We start from the raw sequence: 13,545 nt of genomic DNA on the forward strand, positions 1-13,545 counted from the left end.
CGGCGCGTCAGGCGCTTCGGTAGGCGCCCGGCCACTCCGCCAGCAGCCCCTTGCCACCGGCAAGCGTCAGAGCTAGGTCAGTCAGGCCATCCCAGAGCGGCAGCGCATGTGTGCCCTTGACGGCTTGATCGATGCGCTGTGAGAACATCAACAGCTTGTTCAGACGCTTGTGGGGAAGGCGTGCCAGCGCGTTTTGATAATAGGGGCGGCGCTTTTCCGGAATCATCGGCTTTTGCGCCTTGCAGGCGTGCTCGACGCTTTGTCCCTGATCAAGCAATTGCCTGAGCGACAAAAGCGTTCTCAGTTCCCGCGTCAGCGCCCAAAGCACCACCGGCGCTTCGACCCCTTCGCCCTTGAGACCGGCAACGATACGTACGGCCCGGGTCGGCTCGCCTCGAAGGCAGGCATCGGTCAGGCTGAAAACGTCAAAGCGGGCGCTGTCCTCGACGTTATCGACGATGGCGTTACCGTCAAGGCGTGTGCGTTTGGGGTGATACAGCGCAAGCTTAACAAGCTCCTGATCGGCGGCCAGCAGGTTGCCCTCGACGCGCTCGGCGAGCAACTGCGCGGCCTCGCTGGTCAGTTCGAGCTGGTGGCGCTCGGCCCGGTCCTTGATCCAGTAGCCCATGCGCTGTGTGTCCACCGGCCAGACCGGTACGAACACGCCGACCTTGTCGAGGGCCTTGAACCAGCTGCTTTGCTGGGCCTTGCGGTCGAGCCTGCCGGCGGTAATCAAAAGCACGTTGTCGTGCTGGGTGGACTGCGCATACTCGGTCAGAACCCGGGCGCCTTCCTGGCCGGGCGATTGGGTGCCAAGGCGCACTTCGATCAGCTTGCGCGACGAAAAAAGCGACAGCGCATTGGCGCTTTCAATCACCTGCCCCCAGGCAAAATTGTTGTCCACGTGAAGCACTTCCCGCTCGTCGATGCCTTCGCGCCGCGCGGCGGCCCGAATACTGTCGCAGGCTTCCATATGGGTCAATGGCTCGTCGCCCGCCACCAGATAGATGGGGGCGAGCGATTTGGCGAGTGCCGGGTCAAGCTTATTGGGAAAGACTTTCATTATCTGCCTGAGGCTGATCGGTCCCTGGTGCGTCGCTCTTGCCGGTTTCACTGGACTCAAGGCGCTGTGCGTTCGGCTTGAGCGTCTGCAGTCGCTCGATCAGCTGTTGTGCGGCCTCGCGGCGAAGGTCGTCCTCGAGATCGCTTCGCTGGCTGTCTCGGCTGAGCAGGCGGTCTTCACTGGTGGTGTAGGTGCCGCTGGTTTCGACGCTTTGCTGGTCTTCGAGGTAGGCGCCATCGCGTGTGCGCTGCACCGAGTAGGGCAGAGTGAACACGACCTGGCGTTCCTGACTGCCGGCGTCGCCGAAGGTCAGTTCGCGCTCGTCAAAGCTACTCTTGCCGAGGTTCAGGCGAAGCGGTGCGGTGGCATCGAGCGTAACGTCTGCGTTTTTCAGTGCGCGGGTCACGGCCTGATAGGCCAGGTCGCGGGTACCGCCGCCGTCGCTTGAGTTCACGGTCAGTGTCGAGAAGGGCAGCGTGGTGTCCTGATAGCCACGAAGCTGAAAGCCGCAGGCGCTCAGCGTCAGAGTGGCGGCAAGGGCGAGTGTGGTGCTTAAAAGGGCGCGTCGTTTCACGAAGGCCTCCTGGCAGTGAAGGCGGGCCGTATGCCCGCCGGTCCTTGAGGGTCAGATCGATCGGTGCTTTTGGCCGATCAGTTGGCGACGATGTTGACGAGCTTGCCGGGCACGACGATGACCTTGCGCACGGTTTTGCCCTCGATGTGGCGGGCAACGTTTGGAAGCGCGCGCGCACTTTCCTCGATCGCGTCCTTGTCGGCATCCGGGGCGACATCGAGCCGGTCGCGTACCTTGCCGTTGACCTGAACCACCACCGTGATGCTGTCGCGCTTGAGTGCCGACTCATCGAGGGCGGGCCACTCGGCGTCGATGGCGGGGGTGTCATGACCCAGCGCCACCCAGAGCTGATGCGTGATGTGAGGCACGATCGGCGCCAGGATCAGAACGCTTGCCTCCACTGCCTCGCGGGCAACGGCCAGTCCTTCGGCGCTGTCGTCGTCGAAGCGGCCGATGGCATTGGTCAGCTCCATCACCGCGGCGATGGCAGTGTTGAACGTTGTGCGACGGCCAATGTCGTCGCTGGCCTTGGCAATCGTTTCATGAGTCTTGCGGCGAAGCTCACGCTGGGCATCGCTCAGGCGTTCGGTATCAAGCGTGGCCGGCGTGCCCTGGGCCAGGTGATCATGCACCAGACGCCACAGGCGCTTCAGGAAGCGGTGAGCGCCTTCGACGCCGCTGTCGGACCACTCGAGCGACTGCTCGGGGGGCGCGGCGAACATCATGAAAAGACGCACGGTGTCGGCGCCGAAGCGGTCGATCATGGACTGGGGGTCGACGCCGTTGTTCTTCGACTTCGACATCTTCTCGACGCCGCCCATCTCGACCGGCTGACCGTCTGAGATCAGCACTGCTCGTACCGGGCGCCCCTTGTCGTCGCGCTCGACCTCGACGTCGGCCGGGTTGTACCACTCCTTGCTGCCGTTGCTGTTCTTGCGGAAGAAGGTTTCGGCGATGACCATGCCCTGGGTCAGAAGCCGCTTGAACGGCTCGTCGCTCTCGACCAGGCCGAAATCACGCATCAGCTTGTGGAAGAAGCGCGCGTAAAGCAGGTGCAGGATCGCGTGTTCGATGCCGCCGATGTAAAGATCCACCGGCAGCCAGTAGTTGGCGCGCTCATCGAGCATGGCGCTGTCGTTGTCGGCGCAGCAGAAGCGAGCGTAGTACCAGCTCGACTCCATGAAGGTGTCGAACGTGTCGGTTTCGCGAACCCAGCCGTCGCCGAGGTCATAAAACGCCGGGGACTTCTTGAGCGGCGAGCCGGTGGCGTCGATTTCGATTTCGGTGGGAAGTGCAACCGGCAGTTCGTCATCGGTCAGGGCCTTGGTTTCGCCGTTCGGCCCATACTTGACCGGGATCGGCGCGCCCCAGTAGCGCTGGCGGGCCACGCCCCAGTCGCGCAGGCGGAAGTTGGTCTTCACCGTTCCTTTCCCGAGCGCTTCAAGCCTGGCGGCGATGGCGTCAAACGCGGCCTGGAATTCGAGCCCGTCGAATTCATTTGAGTTGATCAGAACGCCGTGGTCGGTAAAGGCCGTCTCGCTCAAATCCGGTGCGGCCTTTGTCTCGGCATCGGCAATCACGGGCTCGATGGCAAGGCCATACTTGCTTGCGAATTCGAAGTCGCGCTGATCGTGGGCGGGCACTGCCATGACGGCGCCGGTGCCGTATTCCATCAGTACGAAGTTGGCAACAAAAATCGGCACTTCGCGGCCGCTCAAGGGGTGAACCGCGGTGAACCCGGTGTCCATGCCGCGTTTTTCCATGGTCGCCATGTCGGCTTCCGAGGTGCCGCCCTGACGGCACTCCTGGCGGAAGGCTTCCAGACCGTCAACGGTCTTGGCCGCTTCGATCGCCAGCGGGTGATCGGCCGCGATGCCGAGATACGTCACGCCGAAGAGAGTGTCCGGCCGGGTGGTGTAGACGGTCAGCTCGGAGAGTTCACGGCTGCCGCTGACACCGAACTCAAGCTCGACGCCCTTGGATTTGCCGATCCAGTTGCGCTGCATGGTCTTGACCTGCTCGGGCCAGTCGACGTGATCTAGATCGGACAGAAGCTCTTCGGCGTAGTCGGTGATCTTCAAAAACCACAGCGGAATTTCCCGACGCTCGACAGGTGCGCCGGAGCGCCAGCCGCAGCCATCCACCACCTGTTCGTTGGCAAGCACGGTCTGATCGACGGGGTCCCAGTTGACCGTGGACATTTTCTTGTAGACCAGGCCCTTTTCAACCAGCTGAGCGAAGAACCACTGCTCCCAGCGGTAGTAATCGGTGTCGCAGGTGGCAAATTCGCGATCCCAGTCGTAGGCAAACCCGAGTGCCTTGAGCTGGCCGCGCATGTAGTCGATGTTCTCATGCGTCCACTTGGCCGGCGGAACGTTGTTCTTGATTGCGGCGTTTTCTGCCGGCATGCCGAAGGCGTCCCAGCCCATGGGCTGTAGCACGTTACGGCCGTTCATGCGCTGGAAGCGAGCGACCACATCCCCGATGGTGTAGTTGCGGACGTGCCCCATGTGCAGCTTGCCGCTGGGGTAGGGGAACATGCACAGGCAGTAGTATTTTTCGCGGTTGGCGTCTTCGATGGCCTTGAAGCATGCGTTCTTGGCCCAGAAGGTTTGTGCACTGCGCTCTACATCGTGGGGGGAATATTGTGCATCCATCGTGATAGCTTGATTACCTTGCCGTATTCTGGGGTGCGGTGATAACGAACGGCCTACCCATCCGCCTCGGATGTCCCGGAGGATGTCTTGCGGATTAGGGTCTATACCCAGAGGACGGGTAGGCGTTTGTTGACGCGTAACTGGGCCATAAGCATACCCCAGACGCCTGGCAACAGGTAGGGGAGCAACCGTTGGGAGTAGATGCCATGAGTGAATCCGAGCGTTATCAGCGATTGAAAGAGGCCTATGAGCGCGCGCTCGACCGAGTCGGTACGCGAGAGCACGCGCGCGACACGCGGGGGCTTGAGGAAGAGCTCGATGAAATCGTCAAGTTCGAGGCGGATCTTGAACGGTTTACCAAGGATGAAGCGGCGCTTTTAAAAGCCTGGCTCGAGCGCGATCTGAAGGCGTTCGGTTCCTATATGGCCGAAGGCGGGGGAGGCGTGGCGCAGTGGATGGGCATCGATCTCGACTATTTGTCCGAGCGCGTGCGCACGGCGCTGTTTTCGATTGCCGATCGTACCGCGGTGGATCAATTCCGGTTCGAGGACGACCTGGAAGCGGCACAGGCCGATTACTGCGAAGGCGAGCTCGCGCTGCCGGGTCGGATGCGCTGCGTGCACTGCGATCATCCGGTCACCCTCACCACCTCGAGCATGATCGAGCCCTGTCATGCGTGCGGGCATCGTTATTTCAAACGTGCCCGCGCCTGACCAGGCAACGATGGCCGGCCCTAGTGGCCGGCTATCCAGCCCATGTACTCATGCAGCGCCCATCGGCTCCGCTCGAGACTGTCGAACTGGGGCGCCCACCAGAGCCAACCGCCGGAAATGTCGCTGCCAAAGCCTGTCGGAGCGGGCACGACGTCAAGGCCTGCACGCTCGAAATCACGCTGAGCACGGGCCATGTGAAAGGCGGTCGTCACCAGAACGACGCGGTTCACGCCATCCCTTTTAAGAAGCCGGGCACTGAACTCGGCATTTTCCTCGGTGTCGGCGCTCTTGGTTTCAAGCCACGTTGCCTTGAGTCCGAATTCCTCGGTCAAACTTCGCTGCATCAGTTCGGCCTCTGAGGCACGGCTCCAGGGCTCCTTGCCGCCGGTCAACAGAATCGGCAGCCCCGTCTTCCGAGCGATCCGGGCGCCTTCTGCCAGACGCGCCAGCGCCAGGGGGTTGGTGCGGTCGCGCCCATTCAGTTCCGGGGCGCCGTAATCCCGGCCATTGCCGAGCACGACAATGGCACCGGCACTTTCCCACTGCGCCGGCGTCGAGGGCATGACGCGCTCGACCGGGCCCAGTAGAAGGCTCGAGACCACCGGCGTCGAGATCAGCCACAGCACGGCAAGCGTTGCGCCACTTAAACAGCGCATGAGTTTCGGATAGCGGGGCATCAACATCAAAAAGCCCAGCAGCAGCACTAAAAAGAGCCCCGGTGGCAGGATGAATACCTTGATCAAGGTGATCATGCGGCAGCGGCCTCTTTACGTTTCTGGACAAGGCGCACAAGTGCACCGGTGAGCGCCATTAGCGCGGCAAGAATACCGGCAGGCCAGGAGCCCAACACTGTAAAGGGCGTCATGCCTTTCATCGGATAAACCATACCGGTCAGTACGGCCGGTTCGAAGCGGGGGGCTTTGGCCGTGATCTTGCCGGTGGAATCGACGATCGCGGTCAGCCCGTTGCTGGTGGCGCGCAGTAGATACCGGTTATTTTCAAGCGCGCGCAGACGCGCCATCTGCATGTGCTGGAGCGGGCCGATGGAGTGGCCGAACCAGCTGTCATTGGACACGGTCAAAAGGGCGTCGCTTGAATGTGCGCGCTGCCGAACAAGGTCGGGATAGACGATTTCGTAGCAGATTGCGACACCCAGCGAGAGCCCGTCGGCGTGAAGCGGCTCGGGATCGCTTGGGCCGGCCTTGAAGTCCGACATGGGCAGGTTGAAGAAATCGATCAACCCTCTTAACAGCGAGTCAAGCGGCAGGTACTCGCCAAACGGCACCAGGTGTGCCTTCTTGTAGACGCCGTGGCCGTCTCCAAGTGTGATGACGCTGTTGAAATAGTGGCCCTTGGCGTCCTGCTGAACGAGCCCGGTAATGAGCGTGGTCTCGGAATCAAGCGTTGCCTGCATGCGCTCCAGAAACGGAATCGCCTGCTGCTCGAGCATCGGCAGCGCCGTTTCGGGCCAGACAATGATCTCGGCGTTATCGGCATCTCGCCGGGTAAGTGAGGCGTAGGTGTTGGCTGCCTGGCGCTGGCCGTCAGGTGTCCATTTATCGAGCTGGGCCAAATCGCCCTGGACCAGCGCCACGGATTTGGGGGTGTCGAGCGGTACGGCCCATTCAAGTGGCAGCGCCGACGGTGAAAGCCAGAGGAGCGCGACCATAACGGCCGCAACCCAGGAACGCCGCTCCACAAGTCGTGCGATCAGACCACCGGTCAACGCGATGACAAAGCTCAACAGGTAGACTCCCCCAAGAGGCGCCAGCGTGTTGATGGGCGAATCGACCTGAGCGCTGCCCAGATAAAGCCATGGAAAGCCCGTGAAGGCCCAGCTTCGAAACAACTCGCCGATCACCCAGATGCCGGCGAACGCCCAGGCATTGAGCAGGCCGCGGGGGCGACAGAAGCGGTAAAGGCCGAACATTGCCATGTAAAAAAGCGCAAGCGTTGCCACAAACAGCGCCGTCAGAAACAGGGCCAGTGGCGCGCCGGTGTAGCCAAAGTCGTGGATCGATACATACACCCAGGAGGTGCCCGTGCCAAAAAGGCCTACCCCGAACAGCCAGCCGCGCCAGAGCATGCGCTTGAGGCGGGCGCGCTGAGCACAGGTAAAGACGAGCGCCATCAGAAGCGGTGCGAGCCACCAGGCGTTAAAGGGCGCAAACGTCAGCGTCATGGCTGCCCCGGCACCCAGCGTTAGAAGATCGCTGAGCCAGGGGCGATCATGAAGGGGCGAAGTCAATGTCTTCATGGCATTCCTTGTTGCACGGGGCGAAAGGGCGCGGTGCGATGCACCCGGGGGGCCAGGGATGAGCGCAGGCCTTCGACGGGATCGAAAGGACAGGGGCGGCGCCGGCCCAGGACGGCGCCTTGGCCTTAGTAGGACGTATCCTGAGCGTTTGATGCGTGCTCACTGTCGTCGGCGGTATACCCCTTGCCGAGCGGTGTGGCCTTGAGCAGGCGAATACGTCGATTATCGGCGTTCATGACCGTGAAACGCCACTGCTCGAGATCGGTCGACTCAAGGCGTCTCGGCAGGTGCCCGAACCGCTGCATGACCAGCCCGCCGACGGTGTCGAACTCGTCATCTGAAAACCGGGTTTCGAAACGCTCGTTGAAGTCCTCGATCGGGGTCAGTGCCTTGACGGCAAAACTGCCATCGCCGAGGTCGCGGATGTCGTCCTCATCCTCGATGTCGTGCTCGTCCTCGATGTCGCCAACGATCTGTTCGAGGATGTCCTCGATCGTGACCAGTCCAGCGGTGCCGCCATACTCATCCACCACGATCGCCATGTGGTTGCGGGTATCGCGAAATTCCTTGAGCAGATTGTTCAGCCGCTTGGATTCCGGAATGAACATGGCGGGTCGCATGAGCTTGCGCATATCAAACAGGGCGCGCTGCTCAGCGTTTTGCATGATCAGGGGCAGCAGGTCCTTTACGAGCAGAACGCCTATGATTTCATCGAGATTGTCATCGACCACGGGATAGCGCGAGTGCGCACTCTCCATGATGATGGGCAAAAAATCGTCCGGTTGCTGGTCAGCGCTGATCGCAACGATCTGGGAGCGAGGGATCATCGCCTCCCGAGCTTGCTGACTGCTGATTTCGAACGCGCCTTCGATGATGGTCATGCCGTCCTGATCGAGGCTTAGCCGAGTGCCGGCGTCACGCAGGAAGTTCTTCAGCTCATCGACGGAGCTGGGTTCTTCACTGTCGTTTGAAAAGGCACCGAGCAACTTATCAAGCCAGGACTTGCTGCCCTGGCTACTCGATCGGTCATCGCTCATGCGAGTTGTCTCTCATCCTCTTTGATGTGATTAACGGTACGGATCACTGATGTCGAGCCGGGCAAGCAGTTCGCGTTCGAGCTGCTCCATTTCCTCGGCCTCGCTGTCATCTATATGGTCATAGCCAAGCAGGTGCAAGCACCCGTGTATCACCAAATGGGCGTAGTGATCCATCAAGGGTTTGGTTTGTTCAACGGCTTCACGCTCAACGACCTGAGTACAAATGACCAGATCGCCCAGCAGGGGCAGCTCGATACCGGGCGGGGCCTCGAACGGAAAGGAGAGCACGTTGGTGCTTTTGTCCTTGTCGCGGTAGGTGTGGTTGAGCTCGCGGCTTTCCGGTTCATCGACGAACCGGACGGTAAGCTCGGGCGCCTCGAGTTCGAGGCGCTCGGTCACGGTATCAAGCCAGCGCTCGAGCTGGGCCACCTCCGGCAGCGTCTCGGCCGACGTTGCCACCTGGCGGTCGACAATCACCTGGCTCATTGGTAGCTCGAGTCCTCGAAGCGGTCATAGGCTTCGATGATGCGCTGAACGAGGGGGTGGCGAACGACGTCCTTGGCGGCGAAATGAGTCATGCCGATGCCGGGTACGTCCTTCAGGATATTCATCACGTGAATCAATCCAGAGCTCTGCCCCTTGGGCAGGTCGACCTGGGTCGCATCGCCGGTGATCACAGCGGTGGAGCCAAAGCCGATGCGCGTCAGGAACATCTTCATCTGTTCGCGGGTGGTGTTCTGACTTTCATCGAGAATGATGAAGGCGTTGTTGAGCGTACGTCCGCGCATGTAGGCAAGCGGGGCAATCTCGATCACCTGACGCTCGATCAGTTTGCCGACCTGCTCGAACCCGAGCATTTCATAAAGGGCGTCATAAAGCGGGCGCAGATAGGGGTCGATCTTCTGGGCGAGATCGCCTGGCAGAAACCCGAGCTTTTCACCGGCCTCGACCGCCGGGCGTACCAGAAGAATGCGCCGCACCTGCTGCTGGTTGAGCGCCTCGACGGCGGCGGCCACCGCCAGGTGGGTCTTGCCGGTACCGGCCGGGCCGATGCCGAAGTTGATGTCGTTTTCGTGAATGCTTTTGACGTAGGCCTGCTGATTGAGGCCACGAGGCTTGATCATCACCCGAGGGGTGCGAATGATCACGCCGCCGCCCTCGGCGTCGTTGCCAGCGCCTTCCTCGTTCTCTTCCTCTTCGAGCGCTTCCATGCCGGATTCCTGCAGATAGAGGTGCACGGCTTCAGGCGTTAGCTCGCTGGTGGCGGTTTCGCGGTAGAGATGCTCGACCAGGGTTGAGGCAATCTTGGCCTTGGCGTTGGGGCCTGCAATCTGGAAGGCATTGCCCCGGTTTCGAATGGTGACGTCGAGTCGGCCTTCGATGAGCTTTAAGTGTTCATCCTGCTGACCGCACAGGCTCGACAGCCGCATCGGGTCATTGGGTTCCAGCGACAGCTGGATAATTCGGTGCGCGTTACCGGCGTTTTGGGTCAAGATGCGTGTCCATGCTGGTTGCTGAATGTATGCGGCCAGCTTACTGCGATGCATGCACGAGGGGCAATAACATCAGGCAGGGCATGAAGAATTAGCCTCGTCTCCATGCCCGTGGCAGGCAAGATCAATGGCGTGCGTCGGAAATCAGTTCACCGCGCAGGGAATTCGGATAGGCCGTGGTGATGGTAACGTCGACGAAATGGCCGATGAGCTCGATCGGGTTGGCGGCCCGGAAGTTGACCACGCGGTTGTTCTCGGTGCGGCCCGAGAGCTCGCCCGGATCCTTGGGCGAAAACCCGGTGACCAGAATGCGCTCGGTATTGCCGACCATGCGCCGTGAAATCGCCATCGCCTGCTGGTTGATTCGCTCCTGCAGGATGGCAAGGCGCTGTTTCTTGAGCTGCTCGGGGGTGTCGTCCTCGAGATCGGACGCCGGCGTGCCGGGGCGCTTCGAGTACACGAAGCTGAACGACATGTCGAAGCCGATGCGATGAATCAGATCCATGGTGTCTTCGAAGTCGGCCTCGGTCTCGCCGGGAAAGCCGATGATGAAGTCAGACGAGAAACTGATGTCGGGTCTGAGCGCGCGAATGCGCTCCATCTTTTCGATGTACTCGTCTCGGGTGTGACCGCGTTTCATCATTTCAAGCACGCGGTTGGAGCCTGACTGCACCGGCAGGTGCAGGTGACTTACAAGCTCTGGAATCTCGCCATAGGCCTCGATGAGGCTATCGGAGAACTCGACCGGGTGCGAGGTTGTAAAGCGAATGCGGTCGATGCCGTCCACGGCCGCGACGCAGCCGATCAGCTCGGCCAGATCGATCTCGTCGCCGTTTTGATCAAGGCCCTGATAGGCGTTGACGTTCTGGCCGAGAAGGTTGATCTCGCGGACGCCCTGATCGGCCAGATGCACGACCTCGCTCATCACGCTTTCAAACCCGCGCGAGATTTCCTCACCGCGGGTGTAGGGCACCACGCAGAAGCTGCAGTACTTCGAGCAGCCCTCCATGATGGACACAAACGCGGTGGCGCCGTCGGAGGTGGGCTTGGGCAGCCGGTCGAACTTCTCGATCTCGGGGAAGGTCACATCGACCACCGAAATCTGGTTTTCGGCGCGCGTGTTGAGCATGTCGGGGACCCGGTGCAGCGTCTGTGGGCCAAACACCAGATCAACGTGCGGCGCGCGCTTGTTGATGTTGGCGCCTTCCTGGCTTGCCACGCAGCCGCCGACGCCGATGACCAGGTTCGGGTTGGCTTCTTTCAGTTTCTTCCAGCGCCCGAGCTGATGGAACACCTTTTCCTGCGCCTTTTCACGAATGGAGCAGGTGTTCAGGAGGACCACATCAGCCTCGGTTTCGTCGTCGGTCAGCTCCATCTGATGCGAGTCGCCAAGCAGATCCGCGATCCGGTCGGAGTCGTACTCGTTCATTTGGCAGCCGTGGGTCTTGATGAAGAGTTTCTTCGTCATGATCGAAGTCGTTCTCTCGAAGGCGTAGGCCTTGTTGCATGTCAGGGTCGATCGACGACGACGTGATCGATCACCGGCCTAGAGCCAGGTCAGAGGGCATCAGGTAAGGAAAAAGCGGTGAACGTGCGGGCCGGGCCCGGATGGGTGCATCGTCGATGTTTGGCGTTTGCGCGGTATTATACGGAGCTATCGGGCCCACGACCAGAGGCGCAGTGCAGTGTCGTGACTCTGTGGTAGACTCGCGGTTTTTGTGTCGTCAACCCATGACAGTGCGGGGAGGGGCAGGCGCGGATGCCAGCCAAATCGGTGTATCGAGTCATCTTTCATCAACAAAACGAGGTCTGGGAGCTTTACGCCCGCGAGATCTATCAAAGCGACCTGTGGGGGTTTCTCGAGGTCGAGGGGGTGGTGTTCGGTGACACGTCCTCGGTCGTGGTCGACCCGAGCGCCGAAAAGCTCAAGAAGGCCTTCGAGGGCGTTCAGCGAAGCTACATTCCCATGAACGCCATCGTTCGGATCGATGAGGTCGAGCGGGAAGGCGAGGCGCGCGCGGTCAAGGCCAGCGGCAATGTCGCGCCGTTTCCGACGCCACCGAACTGGGGACAGCGAGACGACTAGAATGGCAGCGGGTATGCTGGTGGTTAAAAAGTGAACAATCTGTTGTGATCATAGAGCATTCGGCACTTTAAAAACGTCCGACGACCTGTTGTCCAAAATGTTATCCACAGAATGTGTGGATTAAACACCTCGATAAAAAACGTGGCGTGGGACCTGCGCTCACCGCCACCTGGTACAGGCTGTCCGGTACGAGGGTACAGGCAGCTCCAACGGCGAGAAGATGATGTGATCATGTCTAAAATCAAACGCTTAACAATAGGTGCGGTGATGCTCTCGATTGCGGGTGTCGCCCACGCCGAGCCGTCGCGCTGGGTCAGCGACGATCTGACCACCTATGTTCGAAGCGGGCCGACCGACGAGTACCGCATCGTGGGTACCCTGACCTCTGGGGATAAGGTCACATTACTGCAAACCAGTGGTGACTACAGTCAGGTTCGAAGCGAAGGCGGCGACACCGTGTGGATAATGAGCAGCGATCTTCAGGCTCAGCGAAGCGATGCCGAGCAGGTCCCCGCACTCAAGGACAAGGTGGCCACACTTCAACAGAAGCTCGACACCGTCAACAACCGCTGGGAAGACAAGGTCTCGGGCTCGACGCAGTTGCTCAATACGCGTCAGCAGCGCATCGCCGACCTCGAGCAGCAAAATGGCGAGCTCGACCAGGAACTCAGTCAGGCCCAGGAGCAGCTTCGTACCTACAAGGCTCGGCTCGACAGCGAGCGTGACGACCTGCTGATGCGCTATTTCGTGTATGGCGGAAGCGTCGCCGGTGCGGGGCTTCTTGTCGGACTGATGGTGCCGCATCTGCCGCGCCGTCGGAAAAAACGCGACCGCTGGTTCTAATCGCCCGGTGGCTGTCGCCGGGCGGAGCCAGGACGCATCAAACGTCAGCCTGGTTATGGGATGGCGTTCAACCACTGCTCTAGGCGTTCAACCACTGTACTAAGGACGTTCGAATGACCAACGATGCCTGGCTCAGTCGCTGGGACGAAGGGCGCATCGGGTTCAACCTTGAATCCCCGCATACCGGGCTGACCGATTACTGGTCAGCGCTTGCACTTGCGCGGCATACACGCGTCCTGGTGCCGCTGTGCGGCAAGAGCGTCGACATGCGCTGGCTTGCCCATCAGGGGCATCCGGTCGTTGGGGTCGAGCTTGCCCAGGCGGCACTTTTGCAGTTCACCCAGGGCAGCGACGATGACGTCGAGCATGTCTCACGCGATGGGTTCAAGGGGATTCGCCAAAGCGGGGTCGAAATCCTGTGTGGGGATTTCTTTCAGTTTCGGCGCGACCACGGTGGCTCGTTCGGCGCCTTCTACGACCGCGCCGCCCTGATTGCCTTGCCGCCAGCCAGGCGTCAGCGTTACGCCTTTCATCTTGCGCAGCTGCTGCCGCCGGGCGCCGTCGGGCTTTTGATCACGCTTGAAAAAACCGGAGAGGCGATCAAGCACGGCCCGCCGTTTCATGTCTCAAGAAAGGAGCTTGAGCATCTGTTCGATGCCAACTTCGAGCGTACGTGGCTGGGCGAATTTACCGCCATCGACGGCGAGCGCGAGGACATCTGGCAGCTGGTGCGCAAGGGCCCTGTCGATGACGAGATTCAGGTGCAGCGTTAAGCGCTGCCCCGTTGGGCGCCATTCGAGTTCGGCATGAGTCAGAAGCGGC

Annotated in this window: 13 protein-coding genes; 4 read left to right on the forward strand and 9 right to left on the reverse strand. The window is 60.8% G+C overall.

Annotation, left to right across the window (positions count from 1 at the left end; all coding sequences use genetic code 11):
- Window positions 1-7: 7 nt before the first annotated feature.
- The 3 genes from holA to leuS form a co-directional block, all read right to left on the reverse strand.
- The gene (gene holA / locus NAT49_RS00125; RefSeq protein ID WP_251589411.1) at window positions 8-1,063 is read right to left on the reverse strand and encodes a DNA polymerase III subunit delta; all 1,056 of its coding nucleotides are present in this window, start codon (window positions 1,061-1,063) and stop codon (window positions 8-10) included.
- Window positions 1,044-1,637, reverse strand: coding sequence for an LPS-assembly lipoprotein LptE (locus NAT49_RS00130; RefSeq protein ID WP_251589412.1), 594 nt, complete (start codon window positions 1,635-1,637; stop codon window positions 1,044-1,046). Before NAT49_RS00130 ends, holA begins: the two co-directional genes overlap by 20 nt.
- 77 nt (window positions 1,638-1,714) lie before the next feature.
- Window positions 1,715-4,294 (reverse strand): leucine--tRNA ligase, encoded by a 2,580-nt coding sequence (leuS, locus tag NAT49_RS00135; RefSeq protein WP_251589413.1) that lies wholly within the window; start codon window positions 4,292-4,294, stop codon window positions 1,715-1,717.
- Between the two features lie 206 nt (window positions 4,295-4,500).
- Between leuS and NAT49_RS00140 the strand changes: the two genes are divergently transcribed.
- The gene (locus NAT49_RS00140; protein ID WP_251589414.1) at window positions 4,501-5,007 is read left to right on the forward strand and encodes a zinc ribbon-containing protein; all 507 of its coding nucleotides are present in this window, start codon (window positions 4,501-4,503) and stop codon (window positions 5,005-5,007) included.
- 20 nt (window positions 5,008-5,027) lie between these two features.
- Here NAT49_RS00140 and NAT49_RS00145 read toward each other — a convergent pair whose 3' ends face one another.
- The 6 genes from NAT49_RS00145 to miaB all read right to left on the reverse strand — a co-directional run bounded on the left by NAT49_RS00145 (window position 5,028) and on the right by miaB (window position 11,262).
- A complete protein-coding gene (locus tag NAT49_RS00145) occupies window positions 5,028-5,759 on the reverse strand; it encodes a YdcF family protein (RefSeq protein WP_251589415.1) in 732 nt (243 codons plus the stop codon).
- Complete coding sequence (gene lnt / locus NAT49_RS00150) at window positions 5,756-7,264, reverse strand: apolipoprotein N-acyltransferase (protein ID WP_251589417.1); 1,509 nt, start codon at window positions 7,262-7,264, stop codon at window positions 5,756-5,758. The genes NAT49_RS00145 and lnt overlap by 4 nt, the downstream gene beginning before the upstream one ends.
- Window positions 7,265-7,389: 125 nt before the next feature.
- Window positions 7,390-8,301 (reverse strand): CorC family transporter, encoded by a 912-nt coding sequence (locus tag NAT49_RS00155; protein ID WP_251589419.1) that lies wholly within the window; start codon window positions 8,299-8,301, stop codon window positions 7,390-7,392.
- Between the two features lie 30 nt (window positions 8,302-8,331).
- Window positions 8,332-8,787 carry an rRNA maturation RNase YbeY gene (gene ybeY / locus NAT49_RS00160; protein ID WP_251589420.1) on the reverse strand — a complete coding sequence of 152 codons (456 nt, stop codon included), beginning with the start codon at window positions 8,785-8,787 and terminating at the stop codon, window positions 8,332-8,334.
- A complete protein-coding gene (locus NAT49_RS00165) occupies window positions 8,784-9,794 on the reverse strand; it encodes a PhoH family protein (protein WP_251589422.1) in 1,011 nt (336 codons plus the stop codon). The genes ybeY and NAT49_RS00165 overlap by 4 nt, the downstream gene beginning before the upstream one ends.
- Before the next feature lie 124 nt (window positions 9,795-9,918).
- Window positions 9,919-11,262, reverse strand: a complete 1,344-nt coding sequence (gene miaB / locus NAT49_RS00170; RefSeq protein WP_251589424.1) for a tRNA (N6-isopentenyl adenosine(37)-C2)-methylthiotransferase MiaB — start codon at window positions 11,260-11,262, stop codon at window positions 9,919-9,921.
- 291 nt (window positions 11,263-11,553) lie between these two features.
- Here miaB and NAT49_RS00175 point away from each other — a divergent pair, with 291 nt between their 5' ends.
- The 3 genes from NAT49_RS00175 to NAT49_RS00185 all read left to right on the forward strand — a co-directional run bounded on the left by NAT49_RS00175 (window position 11,554) and on the right by NAT49_RS00185 (window position 13,496).
- The gene (locus NAT49_RS00175; RefSeq protein ID WP_251589427.1) at window positions 11,554-11,880 is read left to right on the forward strand and encodes a DUF1820 family protein; all 327 of its coding nucleotides are present in this window, start codon (window positions 11,554-11,556) and stop codon (window positions 11,878-11,880) included.
- Between the two features lie 267 nt (window positions 11,881-12,147).
- Complete coding sequence (locus NAT49_RS00180) at window positions 12,148-12,723, forward strand: TIGR04211 family SH3 domain-containing protein (RefSeq protein WP_251589428.1); 576 nt, start codon at window positions 12,148-12,150, stop codon at window positions 12,721-12,723.
- Between the two features lie 113 nt (window positions 12,724-12,836).
- On the forward strand, window positions 12,837-13,496 hold the full coding sequence (locus NAT49_RS00185; protein WP_251589430.1) for a class I SAM-dependent methyltransferase: 660 nt from the start codon (window positions 12,837-12,839) through the stop codon (window positions 13,494-13,496).
- The last annotated feature ends 49 nt before the right edge of the window (window positions 13,497-13,545 follow it).

This window comes from Larsenimonas suaedae, from assembly GCF_023712105.1.
GTDB classification, from domain to species: domain Bacteria; phylum Pseudomonadota; class Gammaproteobacteria; order Pseudomonadales; family Halomonadaceae; genus Larsenimonas; species Larsenimonas suaedae.

Excerpts from the sequence above, each read along its gene's own strand:
- NAT49_RS00175 (WP_251589427.1), top strand. The coding sequence starts at position 11,554 with ATGCCAGCCAAATCGGTGTATCGAGTCATCTTTCATCAACAAAACGAG.
- ybeY (WP_251589420.1), bottom strand. The coding sequence starts at position 8,787 with ATGAGCCAGGTGATTGTCGACCGCCAGGTGGCAACGTCGGCCGAGACG.
- NAT49_RS00185 (WP_251589430.1), top strand. The coding sequence starts at position 12,837 with ATGACCAACGATGCCTGGCTCAGTCGCTGGGACGAAGGGCGCATCGGG.
- lnt (WP_251589417.1), bottom strand. The coding sequence starts at position 7,264 with ATGAAGACATTGACTTCGCCCCTTCATGATCGCCCCTGGCTCAGCGAT.
- miaB (WP_251589424.1), bottom strand. The coding sequence starts at position 11,262 with ATGACGAAGAAACTCTTCATCAAGACCCACGGCTGCCAAATGAACGAG.
- NAT49_RS00145 (WP_251589415.1), bottom strand. The coding sequence starts at position 5,759 with ATGATCACCTTGATCAAGGTATTCATCCTGCCACCGGGGCTCTTTTTA.
- holA (WP_251589411.1), bottom strand. The coding sequence starts at position 1,063 with ATGAAAGTCTTTCCCAATAAGCTTGACCCGGCACTCGCCAAATCGCTC.
- NAT49_RS00140 (WP_251589414.1), top strand. The coding sequence starts at position 4,501 with ATGAGTGAATCCGAGCGTTATCAGCGATTGAAAGAGGCCTATGAGCGC.
- leuS (WP_251589413.1), bottom strand. The coding sequence starts at position 4,294 with ATGGATGCACAATATTCCCCCCACGATGTAGAGCGCAGTGCACAAACC.
- NAT49_RS00155 (WP_251589419.1), bottom strand. The coding sequence starts at position 8,301 with ATGAGCGATGACCGATCGAGTAGCCAGGGCAGCAAGTCCTGGCTTGAT.
- NAT49_RS00180 (WP_251589428.1), top strand. The coding sequence starts at position 12,148 with ATGCTCTCGATTGCGGGTGTCGCCCACGCCGAGCCGTCGCGCTGGGTC.